This window comes from Streptomyces sp. ISL-10 (genome assembly GCF_018614575.1).
GTDB lineage: Bacteria > Actinomycetota > Actinomycetes > Streptomycetales > Streptomycetaceae > Streptomyces.
In genome coordinates, this window is the sequence record NZ_JAGGOJ010000015.1 from 61,919 (window position 1) to 78,073 (window position 16,155).

The 16,155-nt window shown below is 70.1% G+C and carries 13 protein-coding genes; 1 reads left to right on the top strand and 12 read right to left on the bottom strand.

Annotated elements, in window-relative coordinates; all coding sequences use genetic code 11:
• The 9 genes from J7E88_RS19185 to J7E88_RS19225 all read right to left on the bottom strand — a co-directional run bounded on the left by J7E88_RS19185 (position 1) and on the right by J7E88_RS19225 (position 11,290).
• Positions 1 to 1,533, bottom strand: coding sequence for an iron ABC transporter permease (locus J7E88_RS19185; protein ID WP_308307545.1), 1,533 nt, complete (start codon positions 1,531 to 1,533; stop codon positions 1 to 3).
• Between the two features lie 41 nt (positions 1,534 to 1,574).
• Positions 1,575 to 2,669 carry an iron ABC transporter substrate-binding protein gene (locus J7E88_RS19190; protein WP_215182673.1) on the bottom strand — a complete coding sequence of 365 codons (1,095 nt, stop codon included), beginning with the start codon at positions 2,667 to 2,669 and terminating at the stop codon, positions 1,575 to 1,577.
• Positions 2,670 to 2,783: 114 nt separating this feature from the next.
• Positions 2,784 to 3,263, bottom strand: a complete 480-nt coding sequence (bfr, locus tag J7E88_RS19195; RefSeq protein ID WP_215182675.1) for a bacterioferritin — start codon at positions 3,261 to 3,263, stop codon at positions 2,784 to 2,786.
• Between the two features lie 84 nt (positions 3,264 to 3,347).
• Complete coding sequence (locus J7E88_RS19200; RefSeq protein WP_251022873.1) at positions 3,348 to 4,340, bottom strand: hypothetical protein; 993 nt, start codon at positions 4,338 to 4,340, stop codon at positions 3,348 to 3,350.
• Positions 4,341 to 4,369: 29 nt separating this feature from the next.
• Positions 4,370 to 5,125 carry a hypothetical protein gene (locus J7E88_RS19205; RefSeq protein ID WP_251022874.1) on the bottom strand — a complete coding sequence of 252 codons (756 nt, stop codon included), beginning with the start codon at positions 5,123 to 5,125 and terminating at the stop codon, positions 4,370 to 4,372.
• 7 nt (positions 5,126 to 5,132) lie between these two features.
• A complete protein-coding gene (locus tag J7E88_RS19210; protein ID WP_215182677.1) occupies positions 5,133 to 9,899 on the bottom strand; it encodes a putative T7SS-secreted protein in 4,767 nt (1,588 codons plus the stop codon).
• A 2-nt stretch (positions 9,900 to 9,901) separates the two neighbouring features.
• On the bottom strand, positions 9,902 to 10,558 hold the full coding sequence (locus J7E88_RS19215) for a hypothetical protein (protein ID WP_215182679.1): 657 nt from the start codon (positions 10,556 to 10,558) through the stop codon (positions 9,902 to 9,904).
• Complete coding sequence (locus tag J7E88_RS19220) at positions 10,548 to 10,970, bottom strand: hypothetical protein (protein ID WP_215182681.1); 423 nt, start codon at positions 10,968 to 10,970, stop codon at positions 10,548 to 10,550. The genes J7E88_RS19215 and J7E88_RS19220 overlap by 11 nt, the downstream gene beginning before the upstream one ends.
• A 137-nt stretch (positions 10,971 to 11,107) precedes the next feature.
• Positions 11,108 to 11,290, bottom strand: coding sequence for a hypothetical protein (locus J7E88_RS19225; RefSeq protein ID WP_215182683.1), 183 nt, complete (start codon positions 11,288 to 11,290; stop codon positions 11,108 to 11,110).
• An 80-nt stretch (positions 11,291 to 11,370) separates the two neighbouring features.
• Here J7E88_RS19225 and J7E88_RS37460 point away from each other — a divergent pair, with 80 nt between their 5' ends.
• Positions 11,371 to 11,580, top strand: coding sequence for a GNAT family N-acetyltransferase (locus tag J7E88_RS37460; protein WP_215182685.1), 210 nt, complete (start codon positions 11,371 to 11,373; stop codon positions 11,578 to 11,580).
• 38 nt (positions 11,581 to 11,618) lie between these two features.
• On the opposite strand, the gene J7E88_RS19235 is transcribed toward J7E88_RS37460, so the two are convergent.
• The 3 genes from J7E88_RS19235 to J7E88_RS19245 all read right to left on the bottom strand — a co-directional run bounded on the left by J7E88_RS19235 (position 11,619) and on the right by J7E88_RS19245 (position 15,968).
• Positions 11,619 to 12,065, bottom strand: a complete 447-nt coding sequence (locus J7E88_RS19235; protein WP_215182687.1) for a roadblock/LC7 domain-containing protein — start codon at positions 12,063 to 12,065, stop codon at positions 11,619 to 11,621.
• Positions 12,062 to 14,119, bottom strand: coding sequence for an ATP-binding protein (locus J7E88_RS19240; protein WP_308307546.1), 2,058 nt, complete (start codon positions 14,117 to 14,119; stop codon positions 12,062 to 12,064). Before J7E88_RS19240 ends, J7E88_RS19235 begins: the two co-directional genes overlap by 4 nt.
• Positions 14,120 to 14,522: 403 nt before the next feature.
• Positions 14,523 to 15,968, bottom strand: coding sequence for a glyceraldehyde-3-phosphate dehydrogenase (locus J7E88_RS19245; RefSeq protein WP_215182691.1), 1,446 nt, complete (start codon positions 15,966 to 15,968; stop codon positions 14,523 to 14,525).
• Positions 15,969 to 16,155 lie beyond the last annotated feature (187 nt).

Below are 16,155 nucleotides of genomic sequence, written 5' to 3' on the forward strand. Positions count from 1 at the left end.
TCAGCCGCCTCCCCGGGCGAGGACGCCGGTGCGCGCCGAGAGCCACCACGTCGGCACGGCGGCCAGGAGCACCAGCAGCGCCGCGTAGGGCGCGGCGGCCGCGTACGCGGAGACGGATGTCTGCGTCCACAGCTCGGTGGCGAGCGTGTCCATCCCGGTCGGGCGCAGCAGCAGCGTGGCGGGCAGCTCCTTCATGCAGGTGAGGAAGACGAGCGCGGCCCCGGCGCCGACCCCGGGTGCGGCCAGCGGCAGGGTCACCGTGCGCAGTACGTATGTACGCCGGCGCCCGAGCGAGCGGGCCACTTCCTCCAGTTCCGGCGGGGCCTGGACCGCGGCGGAGCTGACGGCGGCGACCGCGAGGGGCAGGAAGAGCGCGGCGTACGCCAGGGCGAGGAGCCAGACGGTCTGATAGAGCGGGTATGCCACGTTGATCCCGAAGAAGACCAGCGACAGCCCGATGACCAGGCCCGGCAGCGCGTGGGACACATAGGCCAGGCGGTCGAGGGCGACGGCGACCGGGCCGGGCACCCGGGCCGCAAGCAGCCCGAGCGGCAACGCGAGGAGCATGGTGAGGGTCGCGCCGGTCAGGGACACCCACAGTGAGTTGCCCGCCGCAGCGGCGATCTGGGCCACCGACCCGGGCCGGGAGACGCCCTCGCCGAACCACCGCACCAGGCTTGCCGCCGGAACCCCGAGGGCCGGCGCCGCCACGCCGGTGAGCACGAGCGCGGCCGGCCACCGCGCGCCCCCGAGGCGCAGTTGAACCGGTGGTCGGCCCGCTCCGCCGCCGAGCCGGGCGTAGCGGGCCCCGCGGCGTCGGGTCAGCTGCTCGGCCAGGAGGATGAGCGCGGTGAGCGCCACGAGTACGGTCGCGAGCACCAGCGCGCCGGTCCGGTCGAAGCCGAGGTTGATCGAGGTGAAGACGGCCCGGGTGAAGACGTCCACGCGCAAGATGGAGACGGCTCCGAAGTCGGAGAGCACATAGAGCGCGACAAGCAGCGCGCCAGCCGCCACCGCCGGCCTGACCTGCCGCAGCGTGACACCGAGGAACGTGCGCCAAGGGCCGCGCCCGAGCGACCGTGCCACCTCTTCCTGCGCGGGGTCGACACCGCGCAGCGCGGCCGCGACCGGGAGGTAGACGTACGGATACGACACGAGCGTGAGCACCAGTGCGGCCGCCCAGAAGCCCTCGAAGCTCGCGACACCGGTGAAGGTGGAGACCCAGGCGAACCCGGCGACATAACTGGGCACGGCGAGCGGCAGCGCGGCCAGCACGCCGAACAGCCGCCGTGCAGGCAGGTCGGTGCGCGTCACGAGCAGCGCCGACCCCACGCCGAGTACCGTGCATGCCCCGGTGACCAGCACCGCGAGCGCCACGCTCCGGGAGGCGAGCGCCCTGGTTCGCGCCGTGAACAGCTCCTCCGCGATCCGGGCCCAGCCCGCGTCGGTGACCCGTACGCCCAGGTAGGCCAGCGGGATCAGGGAGACGCCGACCCCCAGCGTCGCGGCAACCGCCAGCGCCGGGCGCGGCACGAGGTGCCGGACCCGGCGGAGCGTGAGAGCGGGCGTTGTACTCAGGCCAGCCCCGAACTCTTGATCATTTCGACCGTGGTCTTCAGATCGTCCAGATCGTTGAGGTCGATGTCAGGTGCGTTCAGGGAAGACAGCTTGGGCAGGCCGGGCGCGCTGTCGACACCGGCCACCAGCGGATACTCGTACGTCTCCGCCGCGAAATAGGTCTGCGCCTCGGTGCCCAGCAGATAGTCGACGAACGCGCGTGCGTCCGGGTCGTCGCCGGCCTTCTTCACCACGCCGACTCCGGAGACATTGACCAGAGAGCCGATGTTCCCGCCCGGGAAGAAGTGGTTCTTCGCCTTGAGGGCGTCGACGGTGGTGCCTTCCTCCTTGGCCAGTTCGTACACGTAGTAGTGGTTGACCAACCCCGCGGCGATCCTGCCCGCGTTGACATCGGCGACGATGGGCGCGTTTCCCTCTCGGATCTGCGCGTCATTCGCCTTCAGCCCCGCGAGGAAGTCCTTGGTCTTCTGATCGCCCTGCTGCACCCGCATGGCGGTGATGAATGCCTGGAACGAGCCGTTGGTCGGTGCGATGCCGATCTTGCCCTTCCACTGGGGGTCGGTCACCTCGAACACCGAGTTCGGGAGATCGGCCGCGGGGACTTGATCCGTGTTGTAGACCATCGTGCGCACACGGCCGGTCACCCCGACCCACTCACCGTCCTTCGCGCGATAGGTGTCCGGCACCTTGTCCAGCACCTCGTCGGGCAGCGCGGTGAACAGATCCCGCTTGGCCACGGCCCCCAGAGCTCCGGCATCCTGGGCGAGGAAGACGTCGGCCGGGCTGCGGTCGCCCTCCTCCTGCAGTTGGGCAGCCATCGCGGCGGTGTCGCCGTAGCGCACCTCGACGGTGATGCCGCTCGCCTTGCGGAAGCTGTCCAGTACGGGTTTGACGAGGGACTCGCTCCGACCGCTGTACACGGTGATCTTCCTGTCGGAGGTCTGCTGACCGATGCCTGCCGCCGGCTGCCCTTCCGTACTCTCACCACCACCGCAGGCCGCGAGACTCAGCGCCAGGAGGCCGCTGGCGACCGTGGCCTTCGAGCGTCTCGCGACGCCCTTCCTGCGGCCTCTGCTCTGAGCTGTGTTCACGCTCTCACTTCCTGTTCACAGGCCCGGTCCGTTAGGTCAGCCTAACCTCAGTTAAGTCAGCCTAATTCGGGCATGTCCCCATGGCACCGCGACACGGCGGGAGTGAGGCGGAAGTCAGCTTTCCGGCTGCTCGATCAGCTGGGCGATGTACAGCGCCTCGCCGAGCTTGTCGAGCAGTGCCAGCTGTGTGTCGAGATAGTCGATGTGACTCTCCTCGTCCTTGAGGATCGACTCGAAGATATTGGCGGACGTGATGTCGCCCTTGGCCCGCATGACCTCGATGCCGCGCTTGAGGCGATCGATGGCCTCGACTTCGACCTCCCGGTCCGCCTCCAGCATCTCCTTGACCGCCTGCCCGATGCGGACATGGAAAAGGCGCTGGTAATTCGGCAGGCCGTCCAGGACCAGGATTCGGTCGGTCAGTACCTCGGCGTGGTTCATCTCGTCGAACGACTCGTGCCGTGTGTGGGCGGCGAGCTTCGTCCAGCCGAAGTTCTCCTGCATCTTCGCGTGCAGGAAGTACTGGTTGATCGCGGTCAATTCGGCGGTCAGCTGCTCGTTGAGAAACTCGAGAACCTCGGTGTCGCCTTTCATGGGGCGGCTCCTTCCCCGCGTGTACCAGCGGCGGATATATCCATCCTCGCTCCGCAGGCTTGATCGCATCCAGTAAGCCCGCCCTTACCGGAGGCTGGAATATTCCGGCACATGAATGGATATCCGGCGGCCTGGTGGGGAGCGCGGCGGCCCGGTCTGGCACGTGGCATGCGAGGTGACGTGGACGAGCGACCGCTCTATCGAGGCTCCCCTTTGCGCTCGTCTGCGTGAAGTCTGCCGGCGGGGTGTCATGTAACCCTGGCGAAGAGGAGGTCGTCGATGGGCGGGCCAGGCGGGTGGCTCACGGATTCTGTTCGGTCGGCCGGTCCGCGTAGTCCTCGACCAGGTCGGCGATGAGGGCGAGCAGGGCGTCGGCTCGGTGGCGGTCCTCGCGCTGGTTCCGCAGTTTGTGGTCGAGCGCCCGGAGATGGCCAGGGCGGCCGGGTCCCGGTCTCTCACCTCGTCGAGCAGCGGCGTGGTGACCAGGTCCAGGCATTTCGTGAGTAGGTGGCGGGTGGCCGGGGCGGGGGGAGCCGGGGCGGGGGCGGCGAAGCCGGTGGTCAGGTAGCGGGCGGGGTCGGTGAGACTCCAACCGACGACGGTGCCGTGCTGGACGAGGAGTGCCACGTCGGGGGCGATGCCGATGCGGGCGTCCAGTGGCTCGTCGAGGACGTCGAGGTCGCGTAGACAGGTCAGCACGGTGTCCCCGGCAGCGCGGCAGAGCTCCGTGGTCACCTCCAGGCGGAAGTCCCGGACCTCGTCCGCACGCAGACCGCCCGGGTGGACGAGGGGTGCAGCGGGAACGCGGGCAGAGTCCTCGGCATCGGCAACCGAGGAGGGCAACTGGAACTCGGCGCCGACCAGTTCAAGACTCCGCTTGTCGAACCGGAGCTCGTCAGGGGCGTCCCATAGCCACGGCTCACTGCCGAAGGTGTCCAGCAGGAACCGCCCGCGTTCCTCCACGTTCGCGTACTCCGCGATGCGAACATGGAAGTCCCGAAAATCGAAGCTCGGGAGGAGGCTCAGTGGATCGCCCGTCACCGTCGCGTTCCAGTCGCCGTCGATGGTGAGTCTCATGGTGAATGCCGCCTCATGGCCGTCCCAGGTCACCAGTTCCCGTAGTCCTCCACGTAGGTGGCGATCAGCTGAAGCAAGGCGTCGGCTCGGTGCCGGTCTTCACGCTGATCGCGCAGGGCCTCGTCGGCGGCCCGGAGGCGGGCCAGGGCGGCCGGTTCACCGTCGACCAGGTCGTCGACCACCGGTGTGGTGACCAGGTCCAGGCATTCGGTGAGCAGGCGGCGGGTTGCGGGGCAGGGCGGGGCGGGCTCGGGGTCGGTGTACGGGGTGGTCAGGTACTGCGCGGGATCCGTGAGGCTCCAGCCGACGACGGTGCCGTGCTGGACGAGGAGCGCCATGTCGGGGGCGATGCCGATGCGGGCGTCCAGTGGCTCGTCGAGGACGTCGAGGTCGCGCAGGCAGGTCAGCACGGCGTCCCCGGGGGCGCGGCACAGCACCGTGCACCTCTCATGCCGGAAGTCCCGGGCCTCATCGGCACGGAGCCCGCCCGGGCGTACCGGGGGCGTGAGGGGAACGCGGGCGACTTCCTTGGCGGAGGCGGACTCTTCCGGCCAGTGGAATTCTGCCCCGACCAGCTCTCGGCCGGCCCTGTCGAACCGGAGGATGTCAGGCGCGTCCCACAGCCACTCCTGGCTGCCGAAGGTGTCCACGAGCCACCGTTCACGCTCCATCACGTCCGCGTAGGGCACGACGTCCACAGAGGTGCCGAAGCGGGGGGTGATGTGCAGCGGATCGTCCGTCACCGTCGCGCGCCAGTCGCCATCTAGCGTCAGCTTCATGGTCATTCTTGCCTCATCTGATCTGCGTTGCTGGAGCCATGTATCCGTCCTTGGTAGGAATCCTGCCCTGCACAATGTCTTCGTGGGTGATAGGCGGGTGGGGGTCCGTGGGTTTCCCGCCGAGCGCTGTCGCCCCGGAGTCGCCCTTGATCCCCGACGGGCCGTAGGCCGTGAGGGCTTGGCCTTGGGTGTTGCCAAGCCCATCGACCACGACGATGTCCTCGCCTTGCCGGAACATGAGCCTTTTGCCCGTGCCCGTCGATTGGTAGACGGCATCCGGATTCTTCAGGATTTCCGTGACCCGTTCGTCGCTGAACCCGTGCCTCGTGTCCCCGTGATACTTGTCGTGCTTCTTGAACCCGCCATTCTGTGCCTTCTCGATGACGCCGTCCACGACCTTGTTGAGTCGCTTCTGGGCCTTCTCCTCCTTTGGGCACTTGGGCATGAGGCCCAGCGGGTCGCACCCGCTGTACGGGTTGTCCACGTACGCGACGGGGTTCGGGGCGGGAGCGAGGCCGAGAGGGTCCGGGGAGGTGTAACGGCCGGTCTCCGGGTCGTAGTGGCGGAAGCAGTTGTAGTGGAGGCCGGTCTCGGGGTCGTAGTACTGGCCGGGGAAACGGAGAGGGGTGTACGTGCTGCTGTCGCGGGCCCAGGCGGTGGTGCCCCACAGGGTGGACCGGGAGTGCCACGCGATGTCACCGGCCTCGTCGATCAGTTCGGTGGGAGTGCCGATGAGGTCCGTGGCGATGGCGAAGAACCGGCGGTCGATCTCCTTCTGGCGGTCGTCGGCCGTGAGGATGCGCTCGGTCTGGGCCAGGGGAACGTCGCCGCGGTGGTCCCAGGTGAGGGTGACCGTGTTCGGCTGGTCCGGCTGGTGGCTGGTCTGTTCGCACAGGGTCAGGCCGTCCCAGGTGAACCGGACCTCCTCGACCACGCGCTCGCCGTCCGGTGCCAGGCGCTGCTTCGCGACGCGGCGGCCGAGCGGGTCGTAGCGGTACCGCCAGCGGGTCCCGTCGGGGGTGGTCACGGAGGTGAGGCGGTTCTCCGTGTCCCACGCGTAGCGCCAGGTGTCCGGCTTGCGGGAGAGCCGGGTCTTCTGTCGCAGGGTGACCCGGCCGAGGGCGTCGTACTCGAAACGGACGCCTCCGGCGCGGGTGACGGTGGTGCCGGTGTAGGTGCGCGGTCCGGTGGCCTCGCCGCCGGGATGGCCGGAGGGCCAGGACGCCGAGGTCTGGTTGCCCGCGGCGTCGTAGGCGTACCGCTCCGTCCAGCTCTTGGCGTGGACGGCGGTGACCCGGCCCGCCCGGTCGAGGTCGAAGGTGCGGGTGCCCGACAGCCGGTCCGCGACGGATATGAGGTGGCCGTCGGCACGGTAGGCGTAGGCACGGCTGTTGACGGCGCGCCCTGCGGCGGTGATGTGCTGCTCGGAGAGCCGTCCGGCCTCGTCCCAGGCGGAGGTCAGCGTGATCGCGTCGCCGAAGACGCGGGCCAGCTCGCGTCCGGCGGCGTCGTGGGTGAACTCGACGCGGTGGCCGCCGGTGGTGAGGCGCTGGGCCTGCCCGTCGGCGCCGTAGGCGTAGGAGGTGACATGGCCGGTGGGTGTGGTGCGGCGCGTGCGGCGGCCCAGGACGTCGTACGCGTACACGATGGGGCGGCCGTCGACCAGTTCGGTCTTGGTGAGTCCGCGACGGTCGTACTGGTAGCGCAGGTCCCCGTCCGGTCCGGCCGCCTCCAGCAGGCGTCCGGCCCTGTCGTAGGCGTAGGTCGTCGCCCGGCCGTCGACCTCCTTGCGGACCGCCTGGCCGAGCCGGTCGCGCTCGAACGAGATGGTCCCGCCGAGCGCGTCGACGCGGGCGGCCAGCCGGCCCGCGGCGTCCAGACGGTAGGTGAGGGTGCGGCCGTCGAAGTCGGACTCGGAGACGATGTTGTCGGCGGCGTCGTACGTGTACGTCCAGGTCAGCCCGTGCGGATTGGTGACGCGGGTGAGGCGCAGCGCGGCGTCGTGCTCGAACTCGTAGCGTGCGCCGTCGGGTCCGGTGCGGGCGACCGGCAGGTCGAAGTGCGTGTACTCGAAGCGGGTGACCCCACCGGACGCGTCGGTGCGGGAGAGCAGGTTGCCCTCGCCGTCGTACGTCCACGACTCCGTGGCGCCGTCGGGGCCGGTGCGGCGGGCGAGCTGCCCGTCGGCGTGCCACTCCAGGCGGGTGACACCGCCCACCGGATCGGTGATGCGGACCGGCCTGCCGAGGGGGTCCCGCTCCGTGCGGGTCACGGCGCCGCCCGGGTCGGTCACCTCCACGGGCAGGCCCGCCGCGTCGCACACCACGCGGGTCGTGGCCCCGAGGGCGTCGGTGAGCGAGGTGAGCCGGCCGGCGTGGTCGTAGGTGTAGCGCGTGGTGGTGCCGGCCTGGTCGGTGACCGCCGTGCGGTTGCCGAGTTCGTCGTACTCGTGGAGCATGCGGGCGCCGTCCGGCCCGACGACCTCCACCGGCAGGCCGAACGGTCCGCGCACGGTGCGCAGTTCGCTGCCGTCGGGGCGGATGGCGGATGTCAGCCGGCCATCCTCGTCGTAGGAGAAGGCGGTGGTGAGGCCCAGCGGGTCGGTACGGGTCAGCAGCTTGCCGCTGGGGTCGTAGGTGAAGCGGGTGGTGTGGCCGAGCGGGTCGGTGACGGCCAGGGGACGGCAGCCGGGGCCGAACAGGTGGCGGGTCGTGTGCCCGTCGGCGGTGGTGAGCGTGGTGGTGCGATGGCCTGTCTCGGGGTCGGGTTCGGTGTAGCTCAGGGTGATCTGGATGTGTCCGGCCTCGCCGCCCTCCGCCACGACGCGGTCGCGGTCGTCGTAGACGTAGTCGTAGCGGCTTGCGTTGGAGTCGATCCAGGCGATGACGCGGCGGCGGTCGTCGTAGACGAAGGTGGTGGTCGCGCCGGAAGGCTTGGTGACGGCGGTGAGGTTGCCGTCCTCGTAGCCGTAGTTCATCAGGGGCAGGTCCGCGCCGTCCTCGCCCGCGCCGGCCAAGGACAAGGCGGTGACCAGGCCGTCGGCGACGGACAGCTTCACCTGGTGGCCCGCCGAGTGGACCAGCGCCAGCGGCAGGCCGTCCTCGGCGCGGTCGACGGCGATGGTGTGGCCGTTGCGTTCGGTGATGCGGGTCAGCCAGGCGTCGCCGTCGCCCCCCGGTTCGCTGCCGGACGGGGCGGTGAAGTGGAAGGTCAGGCCACTGTCGGGGTCGGTGACCGTGTAGTCGCCGTCACCGTCGCGAGCCAGCAGGGTGCGGGCCCTGCCCGACTCCGGCAGGGTGGGCGCGCCGGCGACCGGGTGCGGGTACGGGACGAGTAGCCCTTCGGCGGTGACGTGGACGACGCCGACGGCGTCGATCTCCAGACGCTCGTCGACGGTGGAGGTCCAGGCGGCACCCAGGAAGCGGCCGACCGCGCAGCCGGACTCGGTGCGGCGGGTGAAGACGAGCGGCAGGATGCCGGGCAGTTCGACGTCGGTCTGGGGCAGGAACATCCGGCCCGACGCGAGGTCCACGGGGTCGGTACCGTCTGTGCTGCGGTCGCCGTCCGGGGTGTTGTGGGTGCCGTCCGGGGCGTTGTCCATCAGCTTGCGCAATCGCGCGGCCTTCGCGGCGTCGGCGACGATGCGGACACCCTTCACCGCCGCGCCGCCTCCGCCCGTGGCCGCGGCCAGCGCGGCGTCGGGCAGCAGACGGCCGAAGCCCTCGTACGGATCCTTCATGAAGTCGTTGATCATCTGCTTGCCGGTGCCGACCGGGTCGTTGGCGGCGAGGACCAGCCCGGCGGCCAGGTTGTTGAGGGACGTGGCGTACTCAGCCGGGTGCGTGATGTTGTACGCGTCGAGGGGGTTGATGCCGCGGACGAAGTTCACCAGCCCCGCGGTGCCCTTGATGATGCCGCCGCCGACGTGGTCCCCCATGATCTGCATTTCCTGGAGCCCGTCGCGCAACTGCTCGGCGTAAGACGGCTTCTCCGGGGCCTTGTCGCGGGCGGCGCGCACCGCGGTGCGCGCGGTTTCCGCGGCCGTGTTCCGCTGCTCGCGGGCATGGGCGAGGATGTCCTGCGCCTCCTGCATCAGCTTCTTGCCGGGGTCGGCGAACGTCGGCGCGGGGCAGGGCGGGAGCGTGGACGGGTTGCGCTGGTCGGCGGGTTGGGCGTTGTAACGTTCGACCGCGCTGTTGTAGTCGTCGATCTTCTTGCGGTGGGCGTCGGCGGCGTCCGCGGAGGCTTTGGTGCCTTCCTTCCACTTGTCGATCGCCGCCTGTGCCCGTCCCTGTGCCCAGGTGACCGTGCCGGCGAACGCCTCAAGCGCGGCGGCCGCATTCTCACAGGCGTCGGCACCGGTGAACCACTTGGGCGGCTGGGTGCGCACCGCTGTCCGCAGCGCCTCGGCCGCCTCGCCCTTGAGCCGGGAGGAGTCGAGGCCCTTGAGGCCTTCGCCGGCGTTGTCGAAGGCAGTCTGGAAGCCGCGGAGTTGCTTTGCGGTGGAGCGGATCTTGTCCGGGCTGCCGTAGATCAGCTTGGTCTTGTCCTCGGTCTGCCCGAGGTCCATCTCGTCGACCTCGGCGCCCATCCGGTTGGCTACCGAACGGGACTGCTCGCGCACCCAGTCCGCGCCGGACTCCCAGCCGACGTCGTCCAGCCGGTCGGCGGTCCAGTTCCCGGCGTCCTCGACCCGGTTGCCGGCCCACTCGACGCCGTCCTCGACCACGTTCTCGACCGAGTCGGGCGTGATGTCACTGATGAAGTCGCCGATACCCATGGTCAGTTCCCCCCGGACTCACCCTGCTGCTGCGCCTGCTGGGCGCGTTCCTCCGGCGACGGGCCGAAGGTCTCGTCCAGCGCCTGGTTCCACTGGTCGTCGGATATGCCGAGCGCGTCGTTGAGCATCTCCGACTGCCGGCCGCCCCGGCCTTCGGTGAGGACGGTGCGGCCGGTGTCCTTCCACGTCTGTTCCATCTCCTGACCGGCCCGGTCCCACGACTCGTCGCTCCAGTCCGGGTTCAGGTAGTCAGGCGTGAACACGTCGCCCCAGTCCTGCTGGGTGATCTCCTCCTCGGTGGCGTGCGGGTTGCCGCCCATCACGGAGTTGACGCCCACCTTCAGCGCACCCTCGACGTACTGGTCGTGCTCCCACTGGGTGCCCGCCGCCAGGCCGAGGCGGTTCGCGATCGCGCTGGCGTCGCTCACCAGGGCGCGCACACCCCACTCCCAGCGCTCGCAGAAGTCCTCGAAGTCGACCGAGAGGCCGTGGTGCCCGGCTTCCATCCCGGTCATCGACAGCTCCGAGAAGCCCTTGCCCATCACCGAACCGGTGGCGCCGCCGAGATCACCGAGCTGGTCGATGGTCGCGCCCACGCCCTTGGTGAACTTCGCGACAGACGCCTTGTCGAATTGCAGGTCGCCCCCGTCACCGCCCATGGCCGCGCCCCTCCTCCGCCTCACCGGAGTCGACGGCGACGCCGTCCGGAACGATGCCGACGACCGGCGGGAAGAACATCGACCCGTCCTCCGCGGCGATGTCGACGGCGAGGCCGGCGGGCTCGCCCATCGACGGCACGACCTCGTCGACGATGCGCGCGCCCAGCAGCGCCGCGTACTCCATGGGCTGATCACCGGATGCGTGCAGCAGGGCGAATTGGGCCAGGGCGGCCTCGTCGGTGAACCCACAGATCCACCGAACCCCGCCCGACCGCGCCGACCAGAGACCTCCGCCGGTCATCGGCACAAGTAGGACCGAGCGCCGCATCTCACCGACCAGAGCGCGAGGGTCACCGATTCCCCTTCTCCGCTCGGCGATTCGCCCGGCGAGCGCTGTCCTTGCCTGCTCCACGGCCGCTCCCTCCTCGTAGGGTAGGTGACTGACGGCTCCGTAGATCACGACGCACGCCATCGGGGGTTCGGTTCTCGTGAAGGTCACGCCGAGGACCAGCGGGCTCACCGCCCGCGGGTGGCGGTTCGTGCGGTGGGTCAACCGGTTTTCACGACGAGGTACACACCGTGCCACGCATCACGCGCCGTGCGCTTCTCCAGGGCCAGGACGAGTCCGTCGTCGTAGTGGCCGAAGGCGGTGGTGCGCTGCAGCACCTCGCCGCGGAGCGGCGCGGCCCAGCGGCCGGTGACGGGACGTCGTCCCCCGAGCGCGCCGCGCATACGGCGTAGCCGCGGAGCCGGCTCGGTACGGCAGGAGCTGTCGCGCTGCCAGTGGCTCGGTACGACGGGCGGGTACGCGGTTGCGTGATTTCGTACGCCGAGGACGACTACCGCACGTTCTGCTTCTCGCGGTCGGCCCGGACCATCAAGCCCTCGGACTCGGCTCGGCCCTCGTCGACGAGGTGATCGAGCGGGCCAGGGTGGCCGGCGCCAGAAAAGTCCAGATCGCACTGCGCCGCAGCTCCGCCGAGAACATCGCAAGACTGCGTACAGGCCGACGCACAGGCTGATTGCGACGAGGTTGTCCCCGCCGCCAGGAAGACGCGCATCAGCGCGTAGCGACCACCTGGAGTTCGGTGACCAGCTGCGGCGTGAGCAGGCCGCCCACGCGGTCGGACAGCGCCCCCATCTCGTAGCCGATCATGCCGACGTCGCTGCCTTCCGCCGCGACCACGCCCAGACAGCTGCCGTCCCGGACCGTGGTGACCAGCAGGAAGCCGCCGTACATCTCGATCATCACCAGCCTCACACCCCCGCCGCCGTGCCGGCCGTTGGCCCGGGCCGCGCCGAGGGCGAGGCTCGTGATGCCGGAGACGACGGCGGCCAGGTGGTCGGCGCGGTCGCGGCCCAGGGAATCGGAGGCAGCCAGGAGCAGCCCGTCGGACGAGACGGCGACCGCGTCGGCTACACCGTGGACGGTCCGTACGAATTCGGCGATGAGCCAATTGAAGTTCTGTGCCTCGCCGGTGAGCGGGGTGCCGGTCGTCAGGGTCATGCGCTGTCCTTTCCGGCTGCCGCGCCGCGGGCGACGCCCTCGCGGAAGCCGCTGAGCATGGACCTGATCTGGTCCTTGCCCGGTGGTTGGTCGTTGGGGGCGGGGGCGGCGAGCAGCGCGGGCGGCAGGGCCACGTATGCGGTGATGCCGGAGCCGTCGGTCTCGCGGAGCTCGACCTGCGCGCCGAGGCGGGCGGAGAGCCGCCCGACGACGTAGTGGCCGAGGAAGCGGGTGGGTGCGACGAGAAAGCTCTGCTTGCCGGAGAGACGGGCGTTGGAGCGGGCCAGCGCCTCGGCGGTCATGCCGACGCCGCGGTCCACGACGGCGAGGCAGTACTCGGCTCCGTCGCGCCAGCCGTACACCTCGACGGGGATGTGCGGCGGTGAGAAGACGAGGGCGTTTTCGATCAACTCGGCGAGGAGGTGGGACAGTTCGGCGACCGCGTGGCCGCGGATCCGGCACGGCTCGACGTCCACGGCCGCCACCCGCTGGTACTGCTCGACCTCCGACACCGCTGACTGCACGACCTCCAGCGCACCGACCGTGCCCGTCCACGTACGCGGCGGCGCGTGCTCGCCGACGAGCACGAGCAGCGATTCGGCGTTGCGGCGCATCCGGGTGGCGAGGTGGTCGAGCTCGAAGAGCTCGGCGAGCGCGTCCGGGTCGACCTCCTGACTCTCCAGCGTGGTGATGAGGCCGAGCTGGCGGCGGAGCAGACTCTGGTTGCGGCGCCCGAGGTTGGCGAGCGACTCGGAGGTGTTGCGTCGGAGGACCGCCTGCTCGGCGGCGAGGCCGACAGCCGTCCGCTCGACATTGTGAAGGGCCGCGGCGAGCAGGGCGATCTCCTGCGCGCCGTCGTGGAATTCGGGCTCCGGCCGTGGTTCGGGCGGCTCGAGTGTGAGGCGGGCGGCGGTGTCGTGCGGGTCGGCCCGCTGAATGCGCAGGACCGCCTCGGACAGGCGGGCGCCTGCCACCTCGTCCGCCTCCTGGGCGAGTGCGCCGAGCGGGCGTGTGATGGAGCGGGCCGAGAGTACGGCGAGGGCGGTGGCTAGCGCGACGATCAGCACTCCGAGGCCGAGGAAGCCCCCGAGCTGGCCGGTCGCGTCATCGCTGAGCTGCCCTGCCCTGTCCCGCACGTCCGTGCCGACGCTCCGCTGGACGGCGTGCAGGTCGTCGACGAGCACGGTCATCGACCGCCACCACACATCCGGGTCGACGTTCAGCCGGGACCCGTCCCCGCCGGCCGCCGCGCGTTTCTCCAGGCCGGTGGCCCGCTTGGCGTCGCGGGTCGCGAACGCACGGTCGAGCGCCCCCCGCTGGGCCTCGGTGGCCGACTGCGCGTACTGCCCGAGGGCGGCGACCCGGGCGGCCCGTACCTCGGTGAACGCCAGATACTCACCGCCTCTGAAGCGCCCCGCCGCGAACACCCCGTTGAGCGAGCCGCGCTCCAGCGCCACGGATTCCTCGATGTCGGCGAGCGCCTGGAGCGCGTCCATCCCGTCCGCCAGCGCCCTGTCGCCGCGCGCCGCGTCGTCTCCGTCCGCCGACTGCGCCTTGATCAGCGCGGTGATGGCGGAGGTGTAGAAACGCAGGGTGGCGGCACGGTCCGCGGACCCGTCGTCGACCTCGGCCCGTACGGCGGCCAGCTCCGTCAGCCGCGCCCGGGCTCCCTCCACCGCGGACGCGGTCCCGGGATCGTTGTCACCCTCGGCGAGCAGCGCGGCGAGGGCGGCACCGGCCTTGTCGGAGCGCAGGCGCTGCCCGTCGACGTCGTCGCGGTACCGGCTGGCACCGCCCAACAGCCCGTTGGTGAGCCCACGTTCACGTTGCAGATCGTGTACGAGCGCCTGGACCTGGAGTACGAGGTCCACCCGTTTCCGGGTCTCCCGCGCCGCGGACCAGTCGGCGGCGCGATCCGCGACCGCGAGCCCGGTGAGTGCGAGCAGCAGACACGTCGGCACGGCCAGCACGACGGCCACCCGCCCGCGGATGGTCCTCCAACCGGGCAGTAAACGTGCGATGCGGCCGATCCCCGGCTTGGCGTTCCCCGTCACCCGACCGACGCTAGACAACGACCGTCAGCACGCCATTTCCCGTCCGTAAGGAGCCCGTTGCACCCCCCTCACCATCGTGCGGTCGCCCGGTGCGGGCCGTGCCATCTGTTCGTAACACGGTGCCGAACCGCGCTCGGGCCGGAAAATCGAGGCCGTCCTGATGCCCCTGCCCGCGAAGGTCCCGTCCGTTCCAGGCCTGGCCGAGATCCGCTCCGTGCTCGCCCTGCGCGATGCCCGTTCGTCCCCCGGGACGCACGTCACCGCGCTCATCAACTCCGTTGTGCAAGACGCCGGGTGGCCGGTGCGAGTGCCGACGGCGGTGGGAGAGCAACTGATGCGGCATCAGTTGCTCTCCCACCCCCGGTCCGCCGACCGGGACACCGGGCCGGTCAGTCCGGCGAGATCAGACCGCCGGGGCCGGGTAGGTCGGGTACTCCACCCCGGAGACATGCTGGACGACGCGGATGACCTGGCAGGAGTAGCCGAACTCGTTGTCGTACCACAGGTAGAGGATCGCGTTGTCGCCGTCGACCTTGGTCGCGCCGGCGTCGACGATCGAGGCGTGGCGCGAGCCGATGAAGTCGTTCGACACCGCGTCAGGGGCGGTGATGAAGTCGATCTGACGCTTGAGCGGCGAGGTCAGCGACACGTTGCGGAGGTAGTCGAGGACCTCGTCGCGCGTGGTCTCGCGGCCGAGGCGCAGGCTGAGGATCGCGATCGAGACGTCCGGCACCGGGACGCGGATCGAGCTGCCGGTGATCGGCGCCTTCAGGTCGGGCAGCGCCTTGGCGACGGCGGACGCGGCACCGGTCTCGGTGATGACCATGTTGAGCGGCGCGGAGCGGCCGCGGCGGTCGGCCTTGTGGTAATTGTCCAGCAGGTTCTGGTCGTTGGTGAACGAGTGGACGGTCTCCACGTGGCCCCGCAGGACGCCGTACTCGTCCGCCATCGCCCTCAGCGGCGGCACGATGGCGTTGGTGGTGCAGGACGCGCAGGACAGGATCTGCTCGTCCGGCTTGATCATGTCGTGGTTGACGCCGTGCACGATGTTGGGGACGTCGCCCTTGCCCGGCGCGGTCAGGACGACCTTGTCGATGCCCGGGCGCAGGTGCTTCGACAGGCCCTCGCGGTCGCGCCACTTGCCGGTGTTGTCGATGAGGATGGCGTTCTTGATGCCGTACGCCGTGTAGTCGACCTCCGACGGGTCGCCCGCGTAGATCACCTTGATCTCGTTGCCGTTGGCGATGATCGTGCTGTTCGCCTCGTCGACGGTGATCGTGCCCTGGAACTGGCCGTGGATGGAGTCGCGGCGCAGCAGCGAGGCACGCTTGACGATGTCCTGTTCGCCGCCCTGACGGACGACGATGGCGCGCAGTCGCAGGCCGTTGCCGGAGCCGGTCTTCTCGATGAGCAGGCGGGCGACGAGGCGGCCGATGCGGCCGAACCCGTAGAGGACGACATCGCGCGGCTCGCTGCGCTCGATCTTGCCGGCACCCGTGGCGCCGGCGACGGCCCCGGCGGTGAACTCCGCCACCGTCAGACCGCGGTCGTCGGTCCTGTACGTCGCGGCGAGCATGCCGATGTCGATCTGGGAAGGGCCGAGATCGAGCGTGGTGAGCGCCTGCAGGAAGGGCAGCGTTTCGGTGACCGAGAGTTCCTCACCCGCGATCTGACGGGCGAATCGGTGGGTCTTGAGGATGCTGACGACCGACTTGTTCACCAGGGAGCGGCTGTGAAGCAGGACGGTGACGTCCCGCTCCCTGTGCAGCTTCCCGATGATCGGGATCATCGACTCCGCGATCTCCTCGCGGGTCTTCCAGTTGGTGAACGAGTCCTCGTTGACAGTCACAGGATTATCTTTCGAGCTAGGCGGTGCTCATATGCTAACCCCCCGCCTTTTCGATCATTCACGCGGTGCCGCCCGAGCGGGATGCTGTGACCGTGCCCGTGGTCACACCGGGACGCGGAGCAGGTCGCTGTCGGAAGTCAAGGTGGGGAAGAATGCAGCGATTCACCCAGTTTCGTTCCGGCGTCGT

Coding starts and splice junctions, on each gene's coding strand:
- bfr (WP_215182675.1), bottom strand. CDS start 3,263: ATGAAAGGCGACACCGAGGTTCTCGAGTTTCTCAACGAGCAGCTGACC.
- J7E88_RS19200 (WP_251022873.1), bottom strand. CDS start 4,340: ATGAGACTCACCATCGACGGCGACTGGAACGCGACGGTGACGGGCGAT.
- J7E88_RS19205 (WP_251022874.1), bottom strand. CDS start 5,125: ATGACCATGAAGCTGACGCTAGATGGCGACTGGCGCGCGACGGTGACG.
- J7E88_RS19210 (WP_215182677.1), bottom strand. CDS start 9,899: ATGGGTATCGGCGACTTCATCAGTGACATCACGCCCGACTCGGTCGAG.
- J7E88_RS19215 (WP_215182679.1), bottom strand. CDS start 10,558: ATGGGCGGTGACGGGGGCGACCTGCAATTCGACAAGGCGTCTGTCGCG.
- J7E88_RS19225 (WP_215182683.1), bottom strand. CDS start 11,290: ATGCGCGGCGCGCTCGGGGGACGACGTCCCGTCACCGGCCGCTGGGCC.
- J7E88_RS19235 (WP_215182687.1), bottom strand. CDS start 12,065: ATGACCCTGACGACCGGCACCCCGCTCACCGGCGAGGCACAGAACTTC.